Origin of the sequence: Embleya sp. NPDC059237 (assembly GCF_042754105.1) — a bacterium.
In the GTDB taxonomy this organism is placed as follows: Bacteria; Actinomycetota; Actinomycetes; order Streptomycetales; family Streptomycetaceae; genus Embleya.
This window is the reverse complement of the sequence record NZ_JBHZAE010000023.1, coordinates 174,146-197,932: the sequence shown is the minus strand read 5'-3', so window position 1 is coordinate 197,932 and position 23,787 is coordinate 174,146. Positions and strand designations below refer to the sequence as shown.

22 protein-coding genes are annotated in these 23,787 nt (G+C 71.3%); 12 read left to right on the top strand and 10 right to left on the bottom strand.

The genetic code is table 11. From position 1 onward, the window contains the following. Window positions 1–94: 94 nt before the first annotated feature. Window positions 95–295 carry a hypothetical protein gene (locus ACFXKZ_RS45730; protein ID WP_380011964.1) on the bottom strand — a complete coding sequence of 67 codons (201 nt, stop codon included), beginning with the start codon at window positions 293–295 and terminating at the stop codon, window positions 95–97. 456 nt (window positions 296–751) lie between these two features. Here ACFXKZ_RS45730 and ACFXKZ_RS45725 point away from each other — a divergent pair, with 456 nt between their 5' ends. The 5 genes from ACFXKZ_RS45725 (at window position 752) to ACFXKZ_RS45705 (ending at window position 10,220) form a co-directional block, all read left to right on the top strand. After that, window positions 752–1,216, top strand: a complete 465-nt coding sequence (locus ACFXKZ_RS45725) for an SRPBCC family protein (protein ID WP_380011962.1) — start codon at window positions 752–754, stop codon at window positions 1,214–1,216. A 170-nt stretch (window positions 1,217–1,386) separates the two neighbouring features. After that, on the top strand, window positions 1,387–1,935 hold the full coding sequence (locus ACFXKZ_RS45720; protein ID WP_380011959.1) for a GNAT family N-acetyltransferase: 549 nt from the start codon (window positions 1,387–1,389) through the stop codon (window positions 1,933–1,935). A 1,648-nt stretch (window positions 1,936–3,583) separates the two neighbouring features. Continuing rightward, window positions 3,584–6,958 (top strand): serine hydrolase, encoded by a 3,375-nt coding sequence (locus ACFXKZ_RS45715; RefSeq protein WP_380011956.1) that lies wholly within the window; start codon window positions 3,584–3,586, stop codon window positions 6,956–6,958. Between the two features lie 258 nt (window positions 6,959–7,216). Further along, window positions 7,217–8,566 (top strand): M20/M25/M40 family metallo-hydrolase, encoded by a 1,350-nt coding sequence (locus tag ACFXKZ_RS45710; protein ID WP_380011953.1) that lies wholly within the window; start codon window positions 7,217–7,219, stop codon window positions 8,564–8,566. 112 nt (window positions 8,567–8,678) lie between these two features. Next, the gene (locus ACFXKZ_RS45705) at window positions 8,679–10,220 is read left to right on the top strand and encodes a YfcC family protein (RefSeq protein ID WP_380011950.1); all 1,542 of its coding nucleotides are present in this window, start codon (window positions 8,679–8,681) and stop codon (window positions 10,218–10,220) included. Window positions 10,221–10,309: 89 nt separating this feature from the next. On the opposite strand, the gene ACFXKZ_RS45700 is transcribed toward ACFXKZ_RS45705, so the two are convergent. Beyond that, the gene (locus ACFXKZ_RS45700; RefSeq protein ID WP_380011977.1) at window positions 10,310–11,299 is read right to left on the bottom strand and encodes an alpha/beta hydrolase; all 990 of its coding nucleotides are present in this window, start codon (window positions 11,297–11,299) and stop codon (window positions 10,310–10,312) included. Window positions 11,300–11,559: 260 nt separating this feature from the next. Here ACFXKZ_RS45700 and ACFXKZ_RS45695 point away from each other — a divergent pair, with 260 nt between their 5' ends. Together ACFXKZ_RS45695 and ACFXKZ_RS45690 are read left to right on the top strand one after the other, a co-directional pair. Further along, the gene (locus ACFXKZ_RS45695; RefSeq protein ID WP_380011947.1) at window positions 11,560–12,153 is read left to right on the top strand and encodes a helix-turn-helix domain-containing protein; all 594 of its coding nucleotides are present in this window, start codon (window positions 11,560–11,562) and stop codon (window positions 12,151–12,153) included. 511 nt (window positions 12,154–12,664) lie between these two features. After that, on the top strand, window positions 12,665–13,585 hold the full coding sequence (locus ACFXKZ_RS45690; RefSeq protein WP_380011945.1) for a calcium-binding protein: 921 nt from the start codon (window positions 12,665–12,667) through the stop codon (window positions 13,583–13,585). Between the two features lie 180 nt (window positions 13,586–13,765). On the opposite strand, the gene ACFXKZ_RS45685 is transcribed toward ACFXKZ_RS45690, so the two are convergent. After that, window positions 13,766–14,176 carry a DUF3291 domain-containing protein gene (locus ACFXKZ_RS45685; protein ID WP_380011942.1) on the bottom strand — a complete coding sequence of 137 codons (411 nt, stop codon included), beginning with the start codon at window positions 14,174–14,176 and terminating at the stop codon, window positions 13,766–13,768. Window positions 14,177–14,380: 204 nt separating this feature from the next. Then, complete coding sequence (locus ACFXKZ_RS45680) at window positions 14,381–15,370, bottom strand: zinc-binding dehydrogenase (RefSeq protein WP_380011939.1); 990 nt, start codon at window positions 15,368–15,370, stop codon at window positions 14,381–14,383. Between the two features lie 95 nt (window positions 15,371–15,465). Between ACFXKZ_RS45680 and ACFXKZ_RS45675 the strand changes: the two genes are divergently transcribed. Further along, window positions 15,466–16,425, top strand: coding sequence for a helix-turn-helix transcriptional regulator (locus ACFXKZ_RS45675; protein WP_380011936.1), 960 nt, complete (start codon window positions 15,466–15,468; stop codon window positions 16,423–16,425). A gap of 7 nt (window positions 16,426–16,432) precedes the next feature. On the opposite strand, the gene ACFXKZ_RS45670 is transcribed toward ACFXKZ_RS45675, so the two are convergent. Then, window positions 16,433–16,552, bottom strand: coding sequence for a DUF397 domain-containing protein (locus ACFXKZ_RS45670; RefSeq protein ID WP_380011933.1), 120 nt, complete (start codon window positions 16,550–16,552; stop codon window positions 16,433–16,435). Then, window positions 16,512–17,453 carry a Scr1 family TA system antitoxin-like transcriptional regulator gene (locus tag ACFXKZ_RS45665; protein ID WP_380011930.1) on the bottom strand — a complete coding sequence of 314 codons (942 nt, stop codon included), beginning with the start codon at window positions 17,451–17,453 and terminating at the stop codon, window positions 16,512–16,514. The genes ACFXKZ_RS45670 and ACFXKZ_RS45665 overlap by 41 nt, the downstream gene beginning before the upstream one ends. Before the next feature lie 118 nt (window positions 17,454–17,571). Between ACFXKZ_RS45665 and ACFXKZ_RS45660 the strand changes: the two genes are divergently transcribed. Together ACFXKZ_RS45660 and ACFXKZ_RS45655 are read left to right on the top strand one after the other, a co-directional pair. After that, a complete protein-coding gene (locus ACFXKZ_RS45660; RefSeq protein ID WP_380011927.1) occupies window positions 17,572–17,835 on the top strand; it encodes a hypothetical protein in 264 nt (87 codons plus the stop codon). Next, window positions 17,819–18,289, top strand: coding sequence for a hypothetical protein (locus ACFXKZ_RS45655; RefSeq protein WP_380011924.1), 471 nt, complete (start codon window positions 17,819–17,821; stop codon window positions 18,287–18,289). Before ACFXKZ_RS45660 ends, ACFXKZ_RS45655 begins: the two co-directional genes overlap by 17 nt. A 65-nt stretch (window positions 18,290–18,354) precedes the next feature. Here ACFXKZ_RS45655 and ACFXKZ_RS45650 read toward each other — a convergent pair whose 3' ends face one another. From ACFXKZ_RS45650 to ACFXKZ_RS45635, 4 genes are all read right to left on the bottom strand, one after another. Next, on the bottom strand, window positions 18,355–19,308 hold the full coding sequence (locus ACFXKZ_RS45650; protein WP_380011921.1) for an NB-ARC domain-containing protein: 954 nt from the start codon (window positions 19,306–19,308) through the stop codon (window positions 18,355–18,357). Between the two features lie 50 nt (window positions 19,309–19,358). After that, window positions 19,359–19,733 (bottom strand): hypothetical protein, encoded by a 375-nt coding sequence (locus ACFXKZ_RS45645; RefSeq protein ID WP_380011918.1) that lies wholly within the window; start codon window positions 19,731–19,733, stop codon window positions 19,359–19,361. Next, entirely contained in the window at window positions 19,717–20,307 is a 591-nt protein-coding gene (locus ACFXKZ_RS45640; RefSeq protein ID WP_380011915.1) for a hypothetical protein, read from the bottom strand. The genes ACFXKZ_RS45645 and ACFXKZ_RS45640 overlap by 17 nt, the downstream gene beginning before the upstream one ends. A 135-nt stretch (window positions 20,308–20,442) precedes the next feature. Continuing rightward, window positions 20,443–21,429 carry a hypothetical protein gene (locus ACFXKZ_RS45635; RefSeq protein WP_380011912.1) on the bottom strand — a complete coding sequence of 329 codons (987 nt, stop codon included), beginning with the start codon at window positions 21,427–21,429 and terminating at the stop codon, window positions 20,443–20,445. 133 nt (window positions 21,430–21,562) lie between these two features. Here ACFXKZ_RS45635 and ACFXKZ_RS45630 point away from each other — a divergent pair, with 133 nt between their 5' ends. Together ACFXKZ_RS45630 and ACFXKZ_RS45625 are read left to right on the top strand one after the other, a co-directional pair. Continuing rightward, complete coding sequence (locus ACFXKZ_RS45630) at window positions 21,563–22,321, top strand: FHA domain-containing protein (protein ID WP_380011909.1); 759 nt, start codon at window positions 21,563–21,565, stop codon at window positions 22,319–22,321. Next, complete coding sequence (locus tag ACFXKZ_RS45625; protein ID WP_380011906.1) at window positions 22,318–23,724, top strand: protein kinase; 1,407 nt, start codon at window positions 22,318–22,320, stop codon at window positions 23,722–23,724. Before ACFXKZ_RS45630 ends, ACFXKZ_RS45625 begins: the two co-directional genes overlap by 4 nt. Window positions 23,725–23,787 lie beyond the last annotated feature (63 nt).

The following is a 23,787-nucleotide window of genomic DNA, read 5'->3' as shown; positions in this document are numbered from 1 at the left end:
TCACCAAACGCATCTGACCATCCGTCAACGATCCCCACGACGCGAACTTACCAACGAAGAACGGGACTTCGTATCACGAAGTGTCGTTGCAGTACTAGATGTGTCCGGGCGTGGCGAACCTGTGCACGCAGCGGTTGCACAGGAACTCGTTGCCGGGCGGCCGTGGGCGACCGCTGCCGCCGTTCGCGTCCGAACGGATCCAGAACCAGGCTCCGAACGAGACCGCCCCGAACGGCATTCCGATGTACAAGCCGACGAACACCGACAGGGCGAGTGTGGCTGCGGGCAGGAGCACCCAGCCGAACCACGGGGGAATCTCGGTCGAGGGCCCGGGGTCCGGTTGCCTGCTCCGATCCGGCACGACTTCGTTCGATAAGCCGCACCGGGGGCACTGGGGGAACGCCATGGCCTTACTCCTTGGATTCGTCACGTCGGGTGTGTCGAACGGCAGAGCGGGGTGCAGGCGGGTCCGCGCCGCGCCGCGCGCGGCGGGATGGCTCGTCCGCGACCACCCAAGCCCAACCGCGGACCACATGGGGCGACCGGGAGGGAAACACCGGGCGACCTCACGGGAGCGCGGGCGTACATCGAGGCCGCACGAAGCTTCGGGGCATCCGGCAGGCACCACGGTCCGCCCCGGACCGGGGTCAGGGTGTCGCAAATCCCGCTGTTCGCGCGAGAGTTGCCGAAGCCCAGTGCGCGCCTGGCGCCCGTCCGGCGGCCGTTCCAGGCGGGCGCGTACGCTCGATCCGTGCCGCACTTCGAGACGACCACGCGCATCCGTGTCGCGCCCGCACGGGCTTTCGAAGCGTCCCTGGACATCGACGCGCATACCGCGTCCATGGCTTCGTCGGGGGAGCGGGCGATCGGTGGGGTGACGGCCGGGCGGATCGGACTCGGCGAGAGTGTCACCTGGCGGGCGCGGCACTTCGGTGTGGTGTGGCGGATGACCTCGCGGATCACGGCGTACGAGGAGCCGAGTCGGTTCGTCGACGAGCAGGTCGGCGGGCCGTTCGCGCACTGGCGCCACGAGCACCGCTTCACCTCGGACGGGGCCGGCGGCACGGTGATGCGCGATGTCGTCGACTACGCCGCTCCGTTCGGGCCGATCGGCGCCGTCGTCGGGTGGATCGGGCTGCATCGATACATGGTGCGGTTGATCGTCGCGCGCAATGAGTATCTGAAGGACTCCCTCGAATCGGCAGTGTCCGAGTAGGCGTTCGATTTCCGCGTCGCCCAGGGGCGTTGTGTTCGGGCATCGGCAGGCGGCCGTTGCGGCGGTATTCTCGGCTGCCGTGGTGATCGGGCCGATCGTGTACCCGGCGGGTCGGCTCCGCGCCCCGGCGGTGTCGACGAAAGCGCGACGATCGAACGGAGTTCGGGACCATGAGTGACGAACAGGTGTCGCTGCGGCCGGTGGTCGAGGGCGACCTCCCCCTTCTCGAACGTTTTTCGACGGATCCCGAGGCGGTCGGTCCGTTCGGTTGGCAGGGCTGGGCGGATCCCGGGCGGTGGCGGCGCGAGTGGACCGAGAGCGGCCTTCTCGGTGACGCCGGAGGGCAGTTGCTGGTGGTTCGCGGGGCGGATGTCCTGGGTTTCGTGGCCTGGCGCAAAATCGTCACCTCACGCACCTCCTACTGTTGGAACGTCGGGATAAACCTGTTCGCCGAGGTGCGGGGCCAGGGCTTCGGCACCCGAGCCCAACTCCTGCTGGTCCGCTACCTGTTCGACCACACTCAGGTGGCGCGGGTGGAGGCGGCGACGGAGGTCGACAACGTCGCCGAACAACGCGCGCTGGAAAAGGTCGGTTTCACACCGGAGGGCGTGGCCCGCGCGTATCTCTTCCGAGCGGGCCGGTGGCGGGACGTGGTCTTCTACAGCCTCCTGAGGGACGAACTGCCTTTGGAGGGCGAGGAGTCGACGCCGACGCCGTAGCGTCCGGCGGCTGCGGGCATCGCCGGGTGGTCGACGCGCGCGAGCGGCCGTTGGCAAGCAGCGTCCACCCGCAGCGATAGACGCGGGCGGTTGTCCGTCGGTTGCCCATTGCCGAGCAGCGGCGGCCGGCAGACGGTGGACGCGTGCGGTTGTCCGTTGGCGAGCAGTGGTCGGCAGGCGGTGGCGTGACGAGCGGCGCGTGGTGGCCGGTGGCCGGTAGGCGTGGGCAGTCGGCTGTTGGTGGACAGCAGTCGGAAGGCGGCGGGGCGCCATCCCGCAGTGGCAGTCGATAGGCGGCGGTTGGGGGTTGCGGGTTGGCGGCGACCGGTAGGAAGTAGTCGCGGTTGGTGGTCGGCGACTTACAGGCGACGGCCGTAGGCCCGAGCAGTAGGCGGCAGGCGGGTGACGCCGCGCCGGCTCGCGGGTCGAGCGGTGGCGCCGAAGTCGTTGTCCCGTATCCCCACCCCGCCCCATCCCCCACCCCGCCCCCAACCCGTGCCCGCCGTTTCACCGCTCGCCATCCGCTGCGCATAGACACCGCACACCTCAGGCAATCCGCCTGCTGTCCGTCGCTCGTTGCCTGCCGCCTGCCGCCTGCCGCCTGCCGCCCCAGCTCGTTGCCCGCTGCCGTTGCCCGTTGCTGCTGCCCGCTGCCGCTGCCGCTGCCGCCGTCCGCACTCCGCAGCCCGCAGCTCGTTGTCTGCCGTCTGCCGCTCGTTGTCCGTTGCTGCCCGCTGCCGCTGCCCGTTGCCGCTGCCGCTGCCGTTGCCGCTGCCGCTGCCCGCTGCCGCTGCCCGCTGCCGCTGCCGCTGCCGCTGCCGCTGCCGTTGCCGCTGCCCGCTGCCGCTGCCGCCGTCCGCACTCCGCAGCCCGCAGCTCGTTGTCTGCTGTCTGCCGCTCGTTGTCCGCTGCTGCCCGTTGCCAGCTGCCGTTGCTTGCCGTCCGCCGCTTGCCGCTTGCCGCTTGCCGTTCGCCGCTTGCCGTCCGACGCCCGCCCCTTGCCCTGTCGCCTTCCGCGTGCCGCAGCCCCTCTGCTGCCCGCTGCCCGCTGCCCGCCGCCCAGCCCTGTCGTTCGCCGGCCCCTTCTCCCCACCCGCGACCGCCACCCCAACCCCAGGCCCCGGACCCCTGGTCCCCGACCCTGGCCCCCGACCCCGACCCCGGCCCCGCCTCCCGGTCCCAGGCCCCCGACCCTGGCCCCCGGCCCCCGCCTCCCGGTCCCGGACCCTGGCGCCCGGTCCTGGCCCCGCCTCCCGGTTCCGGCCCCGGGCTCCCGACCCCGGACCCTGGCCCCCGCCCCCGGACCCTGGCCCCCGCCCCCGGCCCTCGGCGCCCGGTCCCGGTCCCGGCCCCAAGCCCCCGACCCCGGGCCCAGGCCTCCGGTCCCGGCCCCCGCCTCCCGGTTCCGGCCCCGGGCCCGGGCCCAGGCTCCCGACCCCCGCCCCCGGCCCTCGGCCCCCGCCCCGGCCCCGCCTCTCCCGCCTACCCCCTCCCGTTCCACCCCGCCTGGTGGGGTCGCACCGAAAGGGGGCTTCACCTTGGTTCGTTGCCACGAAGTTCCCGGGCGTTCGGCGTTCTAGCGTCGTGGCATTCGCCGCCGCCGGGGTCGGCGGGACCGGGCCGAGGCCGACCCAGGATGGAGGAAGCCATGACACGACGTCTGCGTCTGGACGACCTGACCGCGATTGTGCTGCCGGAGCAGCCGTCGATCTCCCCCGACGGGACTCGTGTCGTCTACACGCTGGTCGGGGTCGACGCCGAGGCGGACCGTCCGGTGCGCAGCCTGTGGTGGGTGGCCACCGCCGCCGACGCCCCGGCGACCAGGCTTACCGAGGGTCCCGGCGACGGCAGCGCGGCCTGGTCGCCCGACGGTACACGGATCGCGTTCCTGCGCGCCGCCGGCGGCCCGCCGCAGATCTGGATCCTGCCCGTGACCGGCGGCGACCCCCGGCAGCTGACCCGCCTCCCGCTGGGCGCCGGCCGCCCGGTCTGGAGCCCGGACGGCTCCCGCATCGCGTTCACCGGTGCCGTCGACACCCACGCCGTCCCCGGCGAGGACGACGCCGCCCGCGCCGCCCGGGGCCACGCGCCGCTGGTCGTCGATGCCCTGGACTACCAGGCCGACGGCGCCGGCCTGCTCGGCACCATGCGCAGCCACCTCCACGTGCTCGACCCGGACACCGGCGAGGTCACCCAGCTCACCGAGGGGGAGTGGCACGCGAGCGAGCCGGCCTGGTCGCCCGACGGCCGCCGACTGGCCTTCTCCGCCGGCCGCGGCACCGACGCGGACATCAACAACCTGTCGGCGGCGTACGTTCTCGACCCGTCCACCCCCGGCGTACCCGCCGAGCGGGTCGGCCCCGCCGACGCCATGATCGGCCCGGTCGACTGGACCCCCGACGGCGAGGCGCTGCTCGTCGTCGGCGCCACCCACAACGGCACGGGACACGCGCGCCTGCTCCGCATTCCCCTCGCCGGCGGCCCCGTCGCCCAACTCGCCGCCTCGCTGGACCGCAACATCATGTCCGGCGGCGGCGGGTACCCCGGCGCGCTGCCCCGATTCACCGCCGACGGCCGCGAACTGCTGTTCTGCGCCCGGGAGGCCGGCGACACCCAGTTGCTGGTCCTCGACCCCGTCACCGACACCACGCGCGTGCTGGTCGGCGGCGACAACCGCAGCGTCTCCGGCCTCTCGATCCCGCAGACCCCCGGGCCGGTCGCCATCGTGCTGGCCACCCCCACCTCGTACGGCGAGATCGTCCTGGTCGACCCCGCCGACGGCACCGAGCGCATACTCACCACGCACGTCGCCGACGCGCTGCCGGACGTGGAACTGTTCACCGCCGTCGACCGCCGGTTCACCATCTCCGACGGCACCGTCGTACACGCCCGGGTGATCCGCGACCCGCAGGCGACCGGCCCCGGCCCGCTGCTCATGGACATCCACGGCGGCCCGCACAACGCGTGGGGCGGCACCGCCGACTCGATCCACCTCTACCACCAGGTGTTGGTCGAGCGCGGCTGGACCATCCTGCTGCCCAACCCCCGGGCCAGCGACGGCTACGGCGAGGACTTCTTCACCGCCGCCGTCGGGGAATGGGGCCTCGCCGACGCCGCCGACTTCCTGGAGCCGCTGGACACCCTCGTCGCCGAGGGCATCGCCGACCCCGACCGGCTCGCCGTCGCCGGCTACAGCTACGGCGGCTACATGACCTGCTACCTGACCAGCCGCGACCGGCGCTTCGCCGCAGCGGTCGCCGGCGGCGTGGTCAGCGACCTGGTCAGCATCTCCGGCACCTCCGACGCCGGCACCTTCCTCGCCCGGGCCGAATTCGGCGACATCAGCTACCGCGAGGAGCCCGAGCGCTACGCCGCGATGAACCCGCTGACCCGGGTCGGCGACGTACGCACCCCGACCCTGATCGTGCACGGCGGCGCCGACATGCGGTGCCCCGTCGGCCAGGCCCAGCAGTGGTTCAGCGCGCTGCGCGAGCAGGGCGTGCCGACCCGGATGGTGCTCTACCCCGAGGGTTCGCACCTGTTCATCCTGCAGGGCCGCCCCTCGCACCGCCTCGACTGGAACCGGCGGATCATCGACTGGGTCGAGCAGTACGCCGGCCCCGCCGGCCGCACCCGCCCGGCCCGCCTGGACGCCGCGCACTGGCAGCGCCGCCTGTCCACGCTGGCCTCGCGCCACCAGGTCCCCGGCGCCACGCTCGCCGTCCTGCGCCTCGGCGACCACGGCCCCGACGACCTGATCGAGGCGGCCCACGGCGTCCTCAACCTGAACACCGGCGTCCCGGTCACCACCGAATCGGTCTTCCAGATCGGCTCGATCAGCAAGGTGTGGACCACCACGCTGGTCATGCAGCTGGTCGAGGACGGACTGCTGGACCTGGACCAGCCGTTGGCCGAGCTGATGCCGGAACTGCGGCTTTCCGACCCGGAGTTGCCCAAGCGCATTACCATGCGCCACCTGCTCACGCACTCCTCCGGCATCGACGGCGACCACTTCCCCGACACCGGGCGCGGCGACGACTGCGTGGCCCGCTACGTGGACACCCTCGTCGACGTCGCGCAGGTCTTCCCGCCGGGCGCCGGCTGGTCGTACTGCAACGCGGGCTTCGTGCTGGCCGGCCGGGTGATCGAGCACCTGACCGGCAAGACCTGGGACGAGGTGTTGCGCGAGCGGCTGAGCACCCCGCTCGGGCTGACCCGCACCGTCACGCTGCCCGAGGAGGCGCTACTGCTCAGCGCCGCGATCGGGCACGTCTCCGAAGGCGGCGGCGCGCCGACCGTGGCACCGGTTTCGGGGCTGCCCCGCTGCCTCGGACCGGCCGGCCTGATCTCCTCCACCGCGGCCGAACTGCTCGCCTTCGCCCGGCTGCACCTGACCGACGGCCTCGCCGCCGACGGCCGCCGACTGCTCGCCGCGCAGCACACGACCGCGATGCGCGAGCGGCAGGTCGACGTACCCGACACCGCGTTGACCGGCACCGCCTGGGGTCTGGGTTGGCGCCTGTGGTCGGTGGACGGACAGGAGCTGTGCGGCCACAACGGCGGCACCGTCGGCCAGCTCGCCTTCCTCCAGGTACTGCCCGAACACGGCCTGGCGGTGGCGCTGTTGACCAACGGCGGGCAGGGGGAGGTGCTTTCCGAGGAGCTGTTCGCGGAGATCCTCGCCGAGGTGGCGGGCATCGCGCCGAACGAGCCGTTCGCGCCGCCCGCCGAGCCGCCGGCCGTGGACGTGGACCGCTACGTCGGGGTCTACGAACGCGCCGCACAGCGCGACGAGGTGACGGTGACGCCCGACGGTCTGGTGCTCCGCCGCGAGCTGACCGGGCCGCTGGCGGACACCCTGCCCGACGCGGTCACCGAGATGCGGATGGTGCCGGTCGCCGAGGACGTGTTCGCGGTACGCCTGCCCGGGTCGCCGACCTGGCATCCGCTCACCTTCGCCTCCTTCGGCACCGGCGGGCGATTCCTGTACCTGGGTGGTCGGATCAGTCCGCAACGGGACTGACCCGACCGCCCACCCCCACCGCGTTCCCCGTGACGCGGTGCCGTCGGCCCCCTGCCTCGTTCCCGTCCGAGGCAGGGGGCCGATTCCGTGCGTGCCCCCGCCCCACCCTCACTCGATCGGCCGCCGCATCCGTGCGCCCACCCGGGTGAGGGCGCCCCCGCAGGCGCGCCGAACCCTGGCCGTGTGCCCGGTTTGCATGAGTATGGGCCGGGCGACGCGATCGGCGCGCCGCGTGCGGGGCGGCCAAGGAGTACCACGATGGACGAGTTGACCACCCGGGTCGACGGGATGCTCGACGACCTCTGCGCCGAACTGCGGCGGCTCACCCGGATCCCGTCGATCGCCTTCCCAGGCTACCCGCCGGAGCCGTTGACCCAGGCCCACGACCTGGTGGTCGACCTGCTGCGGGACGCCGGCGTGCAGGACATCGCGGCGCTGCGGCTGCCGGACACCTCCCCGGTGATCACCGGCCACATCCTGCCGCCGCATCCGGACGCGCCGACCGTGCTGCTCTACGGGCACTACGACGTACAGCCCGCCGGCGACGAGGCGTTGTGGACGACCAAGCCGTTCGAGCCGACCGATGTCGACGGGGCGATCCACGGGCGCGGGGTGGCGGACGACAAGTCGAACCTGATCGTGCACGTCGGCGCGCTGCGGGCGTTCGACGGCCGGCCGCCGGTGGGGATCCGGATCGTGTTCGAGGGCCAGGAGGAGTACGGGAGCGACTTCGACGACTACCCCCAGGCGCACCCGGACGAGTTCGCCTGCGACGCGATGGTGATCGCCGACATGGGCAACATCCGCCCCGGCACCGGCACGCTGACCGTGGCGCTGCGCGGCGTGGTCGAGGTGATCGTCGAGGTGCACACGCTCGAAGAGGCCAAGCACAGCGGCAACTTCGGCGGCGCCGCACCGGACGCGCTCCTGGTACTGCTGCACGCGCTGGCCGCCCTGCACGACGCCAAGGGCGACGTCGCCGTGCCCGGCCTGCGCCGCGAGCAGTGGGCGGGCGGCGGTTGGAGCGAGGAGGAGTTCCGTCGGCTCGCCGGGATCCGTGCCGGCATGCCGCTGATCGGCACCGGCAATCTCGGCTCGCGCCTGTGGTCCGGCCCGGCCATCACGGTGACCGGCCTGGACGCGCCCTCCGTCGAACGCGCGGCCTCCGCCGTGGTCCCCTCCGCGCGGGCCAAGCTCAACATGCGCTGCCACCCGGCCCAGGACCCGGCCGAGGCACAGCGCCTGCTGATCGAATTCCTGGAAGGCCTGAGGCCCTTCGGCGTACCGCTGACGGTGACTCAGGCCGGCGCGCCCGGGTCGGGGTTCGCGGCGGCCACCGACGGCGTGGCCTACGCCGCCGCGCACGAGGCGCTGCGCACGGCGTGGGGCGAGGAGCCCGTACACGCGGCGGCGGGCGGCTCCATCCCGTTGGTCAACAGCCTGGCGGCGGCTCAACCCGGCGCGGAGATCCTGCTGTTCGGGGCGCAGGACAGCATGTGCAACCTGCACGGGCCCAACGAGCGGGTCCTGGTGAGCGAACTGCGCGACGCGGTGATCGCGGAGGCGGCCTTCTTCACGGCATACGCCGAGCGGTTCCGGCGCGACTGAGGCGGGACACGCGGGACCCGCCCCGGCGCCCGCGTCGCCACCGCCTCGACCCCGACGCCCCACGAACCACCGGCAGCCACATCGAACCACCAGCAGCCGCGAGGAGCACCGCGTGAGCACCGACCAAGCCCCGCCGACCGAGGCCGAGGACGAAACACCCTCGCCGAAGCGCGGGTTCCGCTTTCCCAGCGCGCTGACGGTATTGGCGATCGTGACGATCGCGGTCTGGGCGCTGGCGTTCGCGATTCCGACGGGCGAGTACCGGCGCGGCGAGGACGGTAAGCCGATCGCGGGCAGCTACCACCACACCAAGTCGCCCGAGGACTTCATCCAGCGGCTCAACGACCTGTTCCTGTCGCCGGTCAACGGCCTGTACGGGATCAAGGACGGGCAGAGCGGACAGGTCGCGCCCGACAACTCCGGTGATCTGTACGGCAGCGCGGCGGTGTTCCTGTTCGTGCTGGCGATCGGGGCGTTCATCACGGTGGTGTTCGCCACCGGCGCGCTGGATCGGGGCATCGCCCGGCTGGCGCATCGACTGCGCACACGCGGCGCGGTGTTGATCGTGGCGATCATGACGGTGTTCTCCATCCTCGGCTCGGTGGAGGGTTTCGCCGAGGAGACGCTCGGCTTCTACGGCCTGATCGTGCCGCTGATGCTGGCGCTCGGCTACGACCGGATGGTGGCCACCGGCACGATCATCCTGGGCGCGGGCGTGGGCGTGCTGTGTTCCACGGTGAACCCCTTCGCGACCGGCGTGGCCTCGTCGGCGGCGGGGATCTCGCTGGGCGACGGCATCGTGCTCCGGTTGATCATGCTGATCGTGTTGACGGCGGTGACGATCCTGTACGTGGTGCGCTACGCGCGCCGGGTCAAGGCCGATCCGTCCCGCTCGTTCGTGGGCTTCCTGCCGGGGGACCGCGAACAGGCGCAGGCGGCGGCGACCGGCGCGGATCCGGCGCCGTTGACCCGGACGCACCAGATCGTGCTGGTCGCGGTGACGATCACGTTCGTGTTCATGATCTTCTCGATCATCCCGTGGGCGCAGGTCCTCACGGGCGATGCCGAAGCCACCCCCTACGGGTGGGAACTCGACTGGTCCTTCGCCCAGTTGGCGGCGCTGTTCATCGTGGCGGCGGTCATCGTCGGGTTGTTGGCCCGGATGGGCGAGAAGAAGTTGTCCGAGACGATCATCCAGGGCGCGGCGGACTTCATCTCGCCGGCGCTGATCATCATGTTGGCCCGCGGGGTCACCGTGATCATGAACAACGCTCTGGTCACCGACACCGTGCTGCACTCGATGGAGAGCACGGTCTCCGATTCCACATCGGCGGTGTTCGGCCTGCTGATCTTCGCGGTCAACCTGCCCCTGGCGTTCCTGATCCCGTCCACCTCGGGGCACGCGACGCTGGCGATGCCGATCCTGGCGCCGCTGGCCGATTTCGCCGATGTGCCACGGGCGTTGGTGGTCACGGCATGGCAGGCGGCGTCGGGGTGGATGAATCTGTGGGTGCCGACGACGGCGGTGATCATGGGTGGGGTGTCGCTGGCCAAGGTCGGCTACAACCAATACCTGCGCTTCGCCGCGCCGTTGCTGGCCATCCTGTTCGTACTGATCTGTGCCTTCCTCGCGCTGGGCTCCGGCCTGTCCTGACCGGCCGCTGCGCCGGCCGCTGCGCCGGTCGGGGGCGCCCTCGGGCGAAGTCCGGCCGGCGCGGCGGTGATTCGGTCGCGGCGGGTGATTCAGCCCCGGAGGCCGGCGAGCCAGGTGGTCAGGAGGCGGTTGACCTCGTCGGGGCGCTCCTGCTGGATCCAGTGGCCGCAGTCGTCCAGGACATGGGAGGAGGTCAGGCCGGGGAGGGTGGTGGGGTAGGCGGCGATGGCGTCGGCCATCCAGGTCGTGGAGGCGTCCAGGGCGCCGCCGATGAACAGGGACGGCTGCTTGATCGGGGCGCCGGCATGGTGGGCGAGGTCGGCCCAGTCGCGGTCCATGTTGCGATAGCGGTTGAGGGCACCGGTCAGGCCGGTGCGCTCGAACTCGCTGGCATACACGTCGAGTTCGTCCTCGGTCAGCCACGCGGGCAGGCGGCCGACGGGGAAGCGGTCGCGCAGCCGGCCGCCGGCGCGGGCCACGAAGTGCGGGTCGGGCGCGCCCTGGGCCGGCATGGTGTCGGCGGACAGGGCCGCGTAGAAGCCCGCGAGCCAACCCCGGACGTCGGGCTCGATCTCCGCCTCGGCCCGGCCGGGCTCCTGGAAGTACGAGACGTAGAACTCCTCGTCGCCGCCCATGTGCGCGAAGACGTCGGTGGGGCGGGGGCCGCCGGGCGGGGCGTAGGGCACGCTCAGGAGCGCGACGGCGCGGAAGACCTCGGGGTGGAGGAGGGCGGAGGTCGCCGCGATGTTGGCGCCCCAGTCGTGCCCGACGATCACCGCCTGCTCCTCGCCCAGGGCGCGTACCAGGGCGACGTTGTCCGCGACCAGGTCGAGCATGCGGTAGGCGTCGGGGGCGGCGGGCTTGGAGGAGCGGCCGTAGCCGCGTACGTCGAGCGCCACGGCCCGGTAGCCCGCCGCGGCGAGGGCCGGGAGTTGCCGGCGCCAGGAGTACCAGGACTCGGGGAAGCCGTGGACGAGCAGGACCAGCGGTCCGGTGCCCTGCTCGACCAGGTGCAGACGCCCGGCGGGGGCCTCGATGGTGCGGTGGCGTCGGTCGGCGGACGGCGCGGGGTGGTGCATCGCTTCTCCTCGGTTCACGGGCGGCTCCTCGGTTCACGGCCGGCCGCGGTCACCCACCGATCATGCGGTGCGGTGGGTGCGCGGGGCGAGCGGCATTGACATCCTGGCAAACTTGCAGGACGGGGGGTGGAGGCGACATGGGCGGAGGGAGCGGGATGGTGGAGTCGGAGTCGGAGTCGGGGAGGGGACCGGGGCCGGGGCCGGGGCCGGAGCCCGGGCAGGGACTGGGGCCGGGTCCGGGGCCGGGGATGGACGACGGGATGGCCGACGCTCTGGCGGCCATGGGCCCGCGCCTGCGGATCGCGCGCGAGCGGCGCGGCGCCACGCTCACCGCTGTCGGCCGCGCGACCGGCATCGCGCCGAGCACGCTGTCCCGGATGGAGAACGGCCGGCGCAGACCGACCCTGGAGGTGCTGCTGCGCCTCGCGAAGGCGTACGACGTCTCCCTCGACGAGCTGGCCGGCACCGCACCCGCCGGCCCGGCCGGACCACGCCCTGCGACACCGCAGCGCGCCGGCGACGACAAGGCGGTATTGCCGCTGACCCGCTACGTCGGCGGCCTGCACGCCCACAAACACGTCCTGCCGGCGATCGACGCGCCGCCCGCGCGGCCCCGGCAGATCTCCCACGACGGCTACGAATGGCTGTGCGTCCTGTACGGGCGCCTGTGGTTGGCCCTCGGCGACCAGGACCTCGTCCTGACCGCCGGCGAGACGGCCGAGTTCGACACCCGCACCGCCCACGGAGTCGCGAACGCCGGCCCCGGCGGTCCGGTGGAATACCTGATCATGTTCGGCCCCCAGGGCGAACGCCTGCGCCCACACACCCCGTTGCCCGACCGAGGACCCCGGTAACGCGGCACCGGGCCGGCTCGTGCGGGTCACCGAAAGCCGCCATCGGATCTTCGAACTCACCTTTCTCCAAAGGGAGTTGGTCACTGAGCCGCCGAGATCGGGCCACTCCGGTGCACGGTCTCGGGTGTCCTGTTCGGATTGTTCGGATGACCTCGGGATGTATCCGCCGGGTCGGAGACGGGATGGGTTGACCGAAAACCGGCGGAACAGCACTCGAAATGGCGTTCGAAGCGGCCCTGGGGGCGTCTACTGACCGCGCGCGCCGCCGACACCAAGATCGTCACTATTCGAATTTTTTGTCTGAAATCCTCGCTGTGGCGGATGTTCCGGAAGGGGATTCTGTGACGCGTGGGTAGACGCCCACGCCGTCGCGGGTCCACGAGGGATGCTCCCCTGGGCCCGTTTCGTACGCGGGCCGCCAATGGCCGCGCGACGTGGCGGTGTTCGTGTCATCTCGAGCGTCCCCCGGAAGGGTATACGCGCGAAGAGTGAGAGAAGGAGAGGAACTTCGATGTCTCATGGACGTCGGTTAGCGCGGTTATCGACCGCGCTGCTCGTGACGGTCGGGATCGCCGGAACGGGGATCGCCGGAGCCGGCACATCCGGATCGGCTGCCGCGGTCGCGCGCACCGCGGTGTACGTCGACAACGACGGTGTGCTGCACGCGACCTCGGCCGGCGCGGTGGACAACCTCGTCACGGTCACCGGATCCGCGTCCGGCTGGACCGTGTCGGACTCCACCCCCGGCGGTGGCGTGACGGTCGGGAACGGTTGCACGAAGAACGCCTCCGGAGCGGCCGTCTGCCAGAGCGCCAACTTCACCTCGGTCGTCGTCGACCTCGGTGCCGGAGACGACATCGTTCAGCTGACGGGTAGGGCAGGCGTGAACTGCCGTGTGAACGGCGGCGCGGACGACGACGTCGTGGACGCGTCGCGCTGCGAGCTCGACGGCGGCGCGGGGGACGACGTCCTCTACGCAAGGGTGGGCACCGTCACCCGAGGTGGCGACGGTGACGACGCGATCGTCGTGTACGACCCCACCTCGACCGCGCCGCGCGAGGTCTTCGGCGGCGCCGGTCGGGACGAGATCGCCTTCACCCTGGCCACCGGCCCGGTGACGGTGACCCTGGACGACGTCGCCGACGACGGCCAGAACGGCTACACGAACATCAACGTGCACTCCGACGTCGAGAACGTGCGCGGCAGTCAGTACAACGACGCCATCACCGGCAACGCCGCCGACAACCAGCTGCGCGGCGCCGCCGGCGACGACCTGCTGATCGGCGGCGACGGGAACGACACGCTGGAAGGCGACGCCGGGAACGACATCCTCAAGGGTGGAGCGGGCGTCGACGCCCTCTTCGGTGGCACCGGGATCGACCAGTGCGACGTCGGCCCCGACGGCGGCACTGTCGCCGACTGCGAGTCGTGAATAGGTAGTCATACCAGGAGTACGCCCCGGTCACTTCGTTGAACCGGTGTTCCGTTCAGCCGAATACGGCACTTTCGCTTGGTCGCACCGACACCCCGGGCCCAGGGTGTCGGTCGATCGCGTATACCCCGCGGCAACCGCCGTCGGGCCGTTCCGGCCCCCGGGAGCCGCCGCCGAGTACTAGCCGGCGTCCGGTTGGGTCGCGGCCTTTTCCGCGATGCGGCGTTCGGCGTCGGCCCAGTTGATGGGGAGGTCGCCGACCTCGACGTTCCAGAAGACGAAGGTCGACGTCTTCATCGTCGGGCGCATCGCGGTCACGATGCCGCGGTGCGGATCGGTGCCGTTGAAGGTCATGAGCGACTGGCGGTCGTCCCACGCGGAGAGCGTCAGGAAGGTGCGCTTGAAGGGACGGGCGATGAGGGAGGCGCCCAGGCAGCCGGGGGCTCTTTTGACCTGGCGCCAGGCGGCGAGCGACTTGGTGAAGAAGCGCGGTACGTCCTTGAGGCTGCGCACCTCGAAACGCGACGCCATGACCAGGGCGGACGTGGTGTCCCCGGGCGCGTTGGGCACGGTCCACGGCAGGGTGGGCACGAAGGGCCTCCAAGATCACGAAGTTGGCAGGAGCCGGAGGATACGCGCACGACGGCCCCGGTCGCGACCGATCCGCGCCTTTGGACCTGCGGACCGATCCGGCACCCGGCGCCGAGGGGACAACCGACCCGCCGAGCACCGGACTTCCCGGCGTGGGGCTGCTGTGGTCGGTTCAGTGCGGGGAGGGGGCGCAGGGACGGGTGCCTACGGCAGCCGTACCGAGACGTTGCCGCGGTAGGCGCCCCGCAGCAGGGAGAGGAACGCCTGCGGTACGTCGGCGATTCCGGCCTCGACGACCGTCTGTGGGTAGACGAACCGGCTCTCGCTCAGCCAACCGCCGAAGTGCTTGCGCCAAGCCGCGATCTGATCCGGTGTGTGGTGGCAGGAGAACGGCAGCAGTTCGACGCCCGCGGCCTCGGCCGCCGCGCGGTCGGGCTGCGGGAAACGGTCCGCCGCGTCGCCCAGTTGGCTGGACAGCGACCCGCAGAGGGCGAAGCGTGCGCCCGGGCGGGCCGCCTGGAGCGCGCCCCGATACTGCTCGCCGCCCACGACGTCGAAGAAGACCGAGATGCCGTCGGGCGCGAGTTCCGCGAGCCGTTCGGCCGTCGGGCCGTCGTGGTAGTCGAAGGCGGCGTCGTAGCCCAACTCGTTCACCAACCAGTCGACCTTCGCCGCGCTGCCCGCACTGCCGATCACCCGTGCCGCGCCGCGGCACTTGGCGATCTGCCCGGCCAGCGAGCCGACCCCGCCCGCCGCGCCGGAGACGAAGACCACGTCGCCTTCGCCCACGCCCGCCACGTCGGCCATCCCGTAGTAGGCGGTCGGGCCCTGACCCAGGTGGTGGCCGGGGTCGGCGAACGCTTCGCGGTCGAGCCTGAGGTACGAGTCGGCCGGTCCGGCCGAATACTCGCTCCAGCCGGCCATCGACTGCACCAGGTCGCCGACTTCGAGGTCGGGGCTGTCGGATCGGACCACGGTACCGACGACGGCCACCCCCACCCGCTGCCCCGGCTGCCAGGCCGGCACCGGGATGGTGCAGTCGGCCCGCATCAGCTCCAGGTAGGTCGCGGCGAGCCCGATCCGGTCGGTACGTACCAGCACCTCGCCGTCCACCTCGGTCTCGGCGACGGCGAAATGGTCGAGCGTGGGCGTACCGGTGATTCGGGCGGTCAGTCGGACTTCACGAGTGATCACGTGTCTTGTTCCTTGCCTCGGGTGTGACCTTCGAGATCGACTCTAGGGAGGCTTCCGGTCACTTTCCGACCGGAAGTCCGGGCAGGATTGTCGGCATGGCGAACACCAGCTCACGGACCCTCAGACTGCTCTCGTTGCTGCAGACCCATCGGCACTGGTCCGGCCCGGAACTGTCCGACCGGCTCGGGGTCTCCGAACGCACGCTGCGCCGCGACATCGAGCGGTTGCGCGAACTCGGCTACCCGGTCAACGCCGCCCGGGGTACCGACGGCGGCTACCAGCTCGCGCCCGGCGCGGTACTGCCGCCGCTGCTGCTGGACGACGAGGAGGCGGTGGCCCTCGCGGTGGGCATCGGCGACGCGGCGCAGAGCGGGATCGCGGGGTTGGAAGAGGCGTCGCTGCGGGCGCTCACCAAGGTGGTACGGGTCCTGCCGCCCCGGCTGCGGGCCAGGGTGGACGCCCTGCGCGCGATGACGCTCTCCGCCGCCGTGTCCGGGCCGGTCGTGGCGGCGGGGGTGCTCACCGTGATCGTGCAGGCGTGCCGGGACGAGGAGCGGCTGCGGTTCGGCTACACGGCCAGGGGGTCCGCGCCTACGGAGCGCGAGGTCGAGCCGCACCGCGTCGTCGCGCTCGGCGGACGCTGGTACCTGGTCGCCTACGACCTCGCTCGGCACGACTGGCGCAGTTTCCGCCTCGACCGGTTGACCGACCCGACGGCGACCGGCGCGCGCTTTCGACCGCGCCCGCTACCGGCCGACGACGCCGTGGCCTTCGTTCGGGCGGCGAGCGGGGCGCCGGCTCCGTATACAGTCGAGGTCCGTGTGCACGCGCCGTCCTCGCACGTGCGGCAACTGGTCGGCCGCTGGGGCACGATCGAACCGCTCGACGGGGACAGTTGCCTGCTCACCATGACCTCGACGTCCCTGGATTGGCCGACCCAGGCACTGGGCAACGTGGGCGCCGAGTTCGAGATCCTGGGCCCACCGGAGTTCGCCGCACACATCCGGGAGTGGGGCGCCCGCTTCACACGCGCCGGCCACACGACACCGGGCTGACGGGATGTCAGGCCCGCAGCGAAGCCGTCAGCGCCGCCCACGAGGCGGCGCCGAATATGAGCCGGCCTATCTCCGGGTCCTTGCTGTCACGAACGGGGACGAGGGAGGTGGCGGTGCCGACTTCCACGCAGTCTCCTCCCTCTGAATTGCTGTGACTGGACTTTCGCCAGGCGTAGGGTTCGAGCTGAACTCGGGAAGCGCGCACGGTCCAGGCCCTCCATGGCTTCTCGGATCATGTTCATGGACATTCCGACCGGTAGGGCTCGCGCCCGTTGCAGATCGTAAGTGATGGTGCACTGTCCGACCTCGGTTGGATCCTCGATCATACGTCCGACATCCGCGCCTTCGGTGTAGGCGACCTTGCGCTTGTCCGGCATCGTGAGGAGCGTCAACGAGCCCCCCATGCCCGGGTGTTCACCCTCACCGAAGGGGAGAATCTGTACGTTGATTCGGTCGTGGTGCTCGGTTGCGAGTAGTCGCGCAAGCTGCTGACGCATGCTGTCTGGCCCGCCGACTGGTCTCCGAATGACAGCTTCGTCAAGAACCACCCAGAGATGTGGCGCGTCCGGACCGGTGAGCCTTTCCTGCCGACCCAATCGACCGAGAACCCGTTCTTCGAGCTGAGCCTCATCCCGCAGCGCCCGGCCCAAGCGCAGCACTGCCCGGGCGTAGTCCTCCGTCTGGAGAAGGCCAGGCACGAACTGGACGAGATACTTGCGGATCTCGACGGCTCTGCTCTCGAAATCCATGAAGGGCTGGGACCACGCCGGAAAGATCCGACTGGTGACGTGCTTCCACAGCTTCGTCAGGAGATCATCGCTATTGAGGGTGGCATCCAAAGCTATTGCGTTCGCCAGAGTCGGGGGGTGCCCGGTTCCTCGCTCGATCTGGTTCAACCGGGCGGGACTCAAACCATAGGTGGCGCGCGCGAGTTCGGCTTGCCGGTATCCGGCGGCTTCGCGAAGCGTTGCGACCATGCGTCCGAACACCTCTACGACTGGCGCCTCGTCCTGGGCCTCATCGCTCATGGATCCCCCCTTTATGGCAGGTCACGTAAACCCCAATGGCTATTGCAGCCTAGGCGTCGGATCGATGCTTGTTCACAGAGTGGCCGAATCAGTACTGGCGGCAACCGAGAGGACAGGTATGCCCACCGTAGATAACTATCCCGAGGACCCGCACGACTGGACCACGGACCACGTGGCCCGCTTCTGGAAGGCCAACGGCAAGCGCGCCGTCCGATGCGAACTCTCCGGCCGGATCGGGACGTTCGCCGCCGTGATCAACCTCCAGGCGTTCGTGCGCCTCGCCGGCGGCACCGAGTTCCGGACGCACTGCGGCCACCTGCGGGTGTTGGAAGACGAATCCGCCGAAATTGCGGGGGTGGGCCGTGATGTATCGCGAGGGTGACTGGGTCGAACCGACCAACGACGCCATCCGCGAGGTGCGCCGGCCCGGCCAGATCCTCATGGCGCAACCCCTCCCGGACGGCGGCCAAAAGCTCACCGTGCAACCGCGCGGCGGCCGGGTCATTTGGGTCATGCCCTCGGACGACGCACGCCGAATCCCGCCACCGCCCAGGCCCGGCCGCATCGGAGTCGGCGACAAGGCGAAACACACGAGCGACAGCCTGCGCCGAACCCACCCGCCCGGAACGATCGAACACATCGACCCGAACACCGGCGAAGCCCGCGTGCAACCCTTCGACCCGGCCCAACCCACCTGGACGGCCTCACTCACCCTCCTCGTACCGGACGACGGCATCTGGTTCCCAAGCGACGGCGCCCCACCCGCCAGATCCCGCCCTTTCCCCACCCCACCCGGCGCCCCCGCCCCACGCGCATACGGCTGCTACCGACTCTGAACCCATCCCTCCGAAACCCGCCCGATTCGGACCGGACGGACGTCGAGCCGTAGGACGCGCCGTCATCACAGCCTCACACCGCTCGGGACGTCGCCGGCGGCTGGGCTGTTCAAGCCTGGGCCGCCGTAACCACCCTGCGGGTGGCCGCCATTGCCTGCTACGTGGACAGCGCCCGTTCCAGGCCCACGCGCACCGCTGCAATCAACGGATGACCGGGGCTGAGGACCCGCTCGGCGTCGGCGAGAGTGCGTTCGTACAAGGGGATCGCCCGCCCCGGTTTCCGCGCAGTACGCGGCGGCCTGTTCCACCGCCAGGGCCAGGTGTCCGAGTTCCGCGCAGACCGCGTCGGCGCCGTCGGTCTCGCGTGGGCCCTGGTGGGTGAGGATGCGGGTGAACAGGTCCACGGCTTCGGCTGGTTCGAGGACGTCCAGGCGGATGGTGGTGGCGTGATGGTGCCAGCCGGTCGCGCGGCGGGTGGTGATCAGGATCCGGCCCCGTCCGGCGATCCGGTCGAGCAGTGGGTCGATGTGGGTGGCGTCCTCGACGTTGTCCAGGACGAGCAGCCAGTCGTCGTGGCCGGCGAGCCACGTGACGGCGCGTTGGGTCTGCAACTCGGCGGGCAGCGTGCCCAGTCCGGGGTGCAGGGCACGCGCGAGCGCGGCCAGTCCCGCGTCGACCTTCGCCGGGTCCTCCGCCGTGATCCACCACCGCACCGGCTCGTCCCGGGCCGCCGCCCAGTGCGCGGCGAGCGCGGACTTGCCGACCCCGCCCAACCCGTGCACCGCGTGCACGACGACCTCACCGGTCCGGGTGAACGCGGTCTCCAGCGCGCCGAGTTCGCCGGTGCGGCCGACGAACAACGCGGTGCGGCGAATGTTCGCCACCCCCGGACGGGCGGCGTCGTCGGGGATCGGCGCGTACGCCTCCGCCGGCAACGCGTACTCGGCGTGGATCGCCACCGGGTTGACCAGGTCGCGCCCCGCCGCGTTGGACCCCGCCGTCGCCGAAACACCCGGCACCGCGGTAGGGGCGTCGGCTTCGGCGGGCCGCGCGGGGCGGCGCCACCGCGTCACGGGCCGCGGTGCGCGGTCGGACCGTCCATGTCTCCACCTGCGGCGTTCGATCCGCCCGACGCGGACACACCCGGCCCGGACACCGGAGCCGACCCGGAACCGGAGCCGGTGTCACGGGCCGAGGCGTTGCGCATGTCCCCGCCCGCCGCGTTCGACCCGCCATCCGCACGCACCGTCGTCGACCCGGCCGCCCCCAAAAACGCCGCCACCGACACCCACGTCGACGCGACACCCGCCACCGCCCCCACCACACTGCCCACCGCGGCCGCCGCGTCGAGATCGGCGACCACCGTCAACACGACCAACCCCACCGCCGCCACCACCCCGACGACCGCCACACCCACCAGACACGCCTTACGCCAACCCGTCACGCACCCATCGTCGGACCACAAGCATGATCAAGTCTCGAAAACAGGCGGCGACACGGTCGATGAGCAGGTCGGGCCGGGTCTCCGGCGGTTCGACGCGGACGCGGACGCGGTCGACCAGCCGGCTGGCGTTGGTGCCGCTCTCGCACACCAGGAGCTGCCCGAGCCCGCTCAGGCTCAAGGTGCCGTGCTGCTGGAGCAGCCGCAGCACCTCGGCCTGGGACGGGGTGATGCCGTGGGGCTTGAGGGCCTGGATCAGCAGCCGGTTGCCTTCGCGTTGCGCTGCCAGGATCGCCAACCGCAGGTGTTCGGCCCTACGCACGGGCGCCGTCGCGGGTGGTCGGCCGGTCGGGACCTGGATTCGGCCGAGCACGTCGACGTAGTCGGCCGCGAGAGCAGTCCGCACGCGGGCGCCGAAGGAGACGGCGGGGGTGTTGTCGAGGAACAGTTCGCGGCTGCGCCCCTCGTTCCAGGGCACCTGTCCCTCGCCGTCGAACGGGGAGGCGAGCCGGTGGGCGTGGGCTCGCAGCGTCAGTTGTCGGTAGAGCGGGCCGCGGGCCTTGCCGATCGCCCGCATCAGGGCCTTCCACGGTTTCGAGGTGACCGGGTTGGCGGCGAAACCGCCGGATACGACCAGGGCGCGCAGGCCCCGGGGGCGGCGGGTGGCGACCGCGATGGTCCAAGCGGGAGCGCGGGATTTCGCCGAAACCGGCTACTGAATGTTCGAGGCGATGGGGTGACCCGGGTCTTCGGGGCAGACAAACACACGCAGTTCACCGAAGCGGCCGACAGTGAGCGACGGATCACCGCCGCTGTCCATCGTCAGGAACAGTTGTATGCGGCGTCCGCAATCCGGTCGGGAGCACATGATCCGCTGGAGGTCGGTGAGGTGCCAGGACGGCCAACCGCCGACTTTCCATCCGTCCAGGCAGGCGAAATCGGCGTGGTAGTCCCAGTCTTGCTTCTCGCACCAGGTCTCGACCACGTTCCGCAGGTCCTCCGGAAGGTCGTCGTGCTCGGGGAAGTCCTGTGCCTCGACGGGGCTCAGCGTGCACGGCTGCGGGATGTACCCGTCCGCCGCCCGTCGCGGCTGCGGCGGTGTGGCCGGGGTGAGCCCTTCCTCCGTGCTGCGCCGCCACCGCAGTTCGAGCCGCGGGCCGCCGTACGGGTATCCGCCGGCCACGTCCTCGTGTTCGTGGTCGTTCGGACACCACAACACCTGGAGGAGGTCCGTGTCGCGTCCCTCGAACACGCGAGGGGCATCGCACGCGCGCAACTGCAGCACGGGCACCATCGCCACGGGATCGGTACACGGGTCCGGTCGCGTCGAGATCCGTTCCCACGTGAGCATGTCCAGGGAACTCGCACCGTTCATGATCTGCTTCTGCGCGGCCGCCTCCTCGTGCGTGAGGACGTTGTGTGCGCCGGTGCCGTTGCGTGCGCGGGCCTTGCGGGCCTCGTCCATCTCCTGCCACTCCCGGCGCTCCGCCGCGCTGAGCGGGTCGCGGTGGTAGACCCAGTGACCGACGGAGCACTGCGGCCACGGTTCTCCGGCGGGCCACAACAACGGCCCGCCCACACCGCTGTCACCCACATCGGGCACACCGCTCGCCGGATTCAGCAACATCGCGACCCGGGCGAGGTCCCCCAACCACGGGAACTCCGCCACCGGCGCCTCGCCTTCGGGATGTATGTGCACGCCGACCACGCTACCGACCCGAACCGTCACCCCGAGCCCGCCCCACGGTTGTCCCCACGAACCGAGATGTTGGAACCGCGGCATGGACGACCGGGTGCGGCCGTACGCTGGTCGACAAACTCATGGGGGATGTATGCACGGCATCATCGTGGTACCGCCGGGATGTACGGGACGTCAGGACCAAGTGGGCCTCGTTCCCGGTGAGCGGCTGGTCTTCGGCCGCGAGGCCGAGTTCTTGGGTCACAGCCACAGTCTGGTGCTCGCCCACAAGGGGGTGTCCCGCTTGGCGGGGGAGATCACGGCCGTGGGTGCGTTCTGGACGTTGAGCAATCTCAACCGCCGGCAGACCTATGTCGTGGAGAACCCGGAAGGAGCGGGTGAGCACATCAAGCTCGCTCCCGGTCGCCTGGACGCGCCCATTCCCTTCGAGTTCGCGCGCATCCTCTTACCCGCGGCGGACGAACTGCTCGCCGTCGAGGTGTGGGCGCCGCGCCACGACTACCTGGGTTCGGAGCCGTGGGAGCCGCAGGGCGCCACCACCGTGCCGGCCTTCTGCCTGGATCGCAGCAAACGCTACTTCGCGGTCCTGGTCGCCCTGTGCGAGCCGCGACTGCGCGACATGCCGGCGCACACCGCGCTGCCCACGTCCGAGGAGATCGTACGGCGGCTGCGTCCGGGGTGGTCCGCGGCCAACCGTGCGACGGTCCAGTGGAACATCAACTACCTTGCCGTGAAGCTGCGTTTGCGGCCACCGCGGGAAAGCGCGGAGACGGGCCTGCGGCGCAACGGCATCAAGGAGTCGTTGGTCGCGGTGGCGCTGCGCTTCGATCTGGTTCGGGAAGAGGACCTGGCCCTCCTGGGTGAGGACGCCGGCGTCGGAGAGGAGCGGTGACCGGGCAGCAGCCGCGACCGAGCACCGTGACCGTGCCCGACGGGTACGAGATCGGCTCCTGGCGGGTCGAACGCCTGCTGGGTTCCGGCGGGTTCGGCAGCGTGTACACCGCGCGTCGCACCACGGCGGTCGAACCGCGCCGGGCCGCGCTGAAGTTCCTGCCCACCGGCACGCGCACGCCGCGCCAACTGCGGCACCTGCGCGACCTGGCGGAGCGTGAGATCGAGGTGCTGCGCCGCGTGCACGCGCCTCGGCTCATCCGCATGCACGACGTGCTGACCGTCGACGACCCGGATCTGCCCGACCTCGACGGTGCCACCGTCCTCGTGCTGGACCATGCCGAAACCTCGCTCGATCAAGTCCTCAGCCGGACACCGCAACCCCCGTCCGCGCCGGTGCTGCTCACCCAGATCTGCGAAGGGCTGGTGCAGTTGCACGGGGCCGGCTGGGTGCACGGCGACCTCAAGCCCGGCAACGTACTGGTAATGGCGGACGGCACCATCCGGCTGGCCGACTTCAACATGGCCGCCGAGCTGGAGGGCACCCACGCCTACGCGCCCGGCTTCGCCACACCCGACTTCACCCCGCCCGAATTGTTGTGGAGCGACATCACCGAACGCGGCCGACTGGTGCGCCCCACCGCCGACATCTGGGCGTTCGGGGTCCTGGCCCACCTCGTGCTCACTGGGACCATGCCGCTGCCCGGGCCCACCGCCGCCGCGCGCCGCACGGCGCTGACGCACTACGTACGAGGCGAGCAGGATCTGCGCCTGGCTCCAGAACTGCCGCCCGGGTGGCGGGAGATCATCGGCGACTGTCTGGCGCCGAGCCACGACGCGCGCGCCCCGCACGACGCGCGCTCCCTGCTCCGGCGCATCGAGCGGCTGCAACTTCCCACCGGGGTCCCCGAGTCGTCGCGCCGAAAACGCCTCCTGCTCTCCGCCGCCCTCGTCACGGCGGTCTGCGTGGTGGCGGCGGGTACGGCGTTTCTCCTGGGCTCGGACGACTCGAACTCCCCGACGGCCAAGGGGTCGGAACCCCCGTCCGCTCCGGCGGGTACGCCATCGGCCCCGGCCACTCCCGTCGCCTATGACCGCTGCATCCCGGGCAGCGTCTGCTTCTTCACCGAGCCCGACGGCGGGGGCCGGATGTGTGCCTGGGTGGGAGACGAAGCCGACTGGCTCGCGGGGAAGAACGTCTGTAGTTGGGCGGGCACCACTGCGCCACGATCGGTCTTCAACAACGGAAAGGGCGCCGCGGCGGGCGAGACCTTGATCAATGTGACCTACTTCGCGGACAAACACCTGCAGAAGGAAATCGGCTGCGTTCCCCCCGGTAGCCGCCGCAACCTCGACGGGAGCGTGTTCCCGCGTTCGCACGTGTGGGCGGATTCCTGCGCGTAGCGAGTGGGCAACGCGAAACGCTCGGCCGGGATTCGGGAATCCCGGCCGAGCGTTTCACTCAAC

Excerpts from the sequence above, each read along its gene's own strand:
- ACFXKZ_RS45630 (WP_380011909.1), top strand. The coding sequence starts at position 21,563 with ATGCACGGCATCATCGTGGTACCGCCGGGATGTACGGGACGTCAGGAC.
- ACFXKZ_RS45660 (WP_380011927.1), top strand. The coding sequence starts at position 17,572 with ATGCCCACCGTAGATAACTATCCCGAGGACCCGCACGACTGGACCACG.
- ACFXKZ_RS45710 (WP_380011953.1), top strand. The coding sequence starts at position 7,217 with ATGGACGAGTTGACCACCCGGGTCGACGGGATGCTCGACGACCTCTGC.
- ACFXKZ_RS45675 (WP_380011936.1), top strand. The coding sequence starts at position 15,466 with ATGGCGAACACCAGCTCACGGACCCTCAGACTGCTCTCGTTGCTGCAG.
- ACFXKZ_RS45690 (WP_380011945.1), top strand. The coding sequence starts at position 12,665 with ATGTCTCATGGACGTCGGTTAGCGCGGTTATCGACCGCGCTGCTCGTG.
- ACFXKZ_RS45640 (WP_380011915.1), bottom strand. The coding sequence starts at position 20,307 with ATGCGGGCGATCGGCAAGGCCCGCGGCCCGCTCTACCGACAACTGACG.
- ACFXKZ_RS45715 (WP_380011956.1), top strand. The coding sequence starts at position 3,584 with ATGACACGACGTCTGCGTCTGGACGACCTGACCGCGATTGTGCTGCCG.
- ACFXKZ_RS45720 (WP_380011959.1), top strand. The coding sequence starts at position 1,387 with ATGAGTGACGAACAGGTGTCGCTGCGGCCGGTGGTCGAGGGCGACCTC.
- ACFXKZ_RS45665 (WP_380011930.1), bottom strand. The coding sequence starts at position 17,453 with ATGAGCGATGAGGCCCAGGACGAGGCGCCAGTCGTAGAGGTGTTCGGA.
- ACFXKZ_RS45655 (WP_380011924.1), top strand. The coding sequence starts at position 17,819 with ATGTATCGCGAGGGTGACTGGGTCGAACCGACCAACGACGCCATCCGC.
- ACFXKZ_RS45695 (WP_380011947.1), top strand. The coding sequence starts at position 11,560 with ATGGCCGACGCTCTGGCGGCCATGGGCCCGCGCCTGCGGATCGCGCGC.
- ACFXKZ_RS45700 (WP_380011977.1), bottom strand. The coding sequence starts at position 11,299 with ATGCACCACCCCGCGCCGTCCGCCGACCGACGCCACCGCACCATCGAG.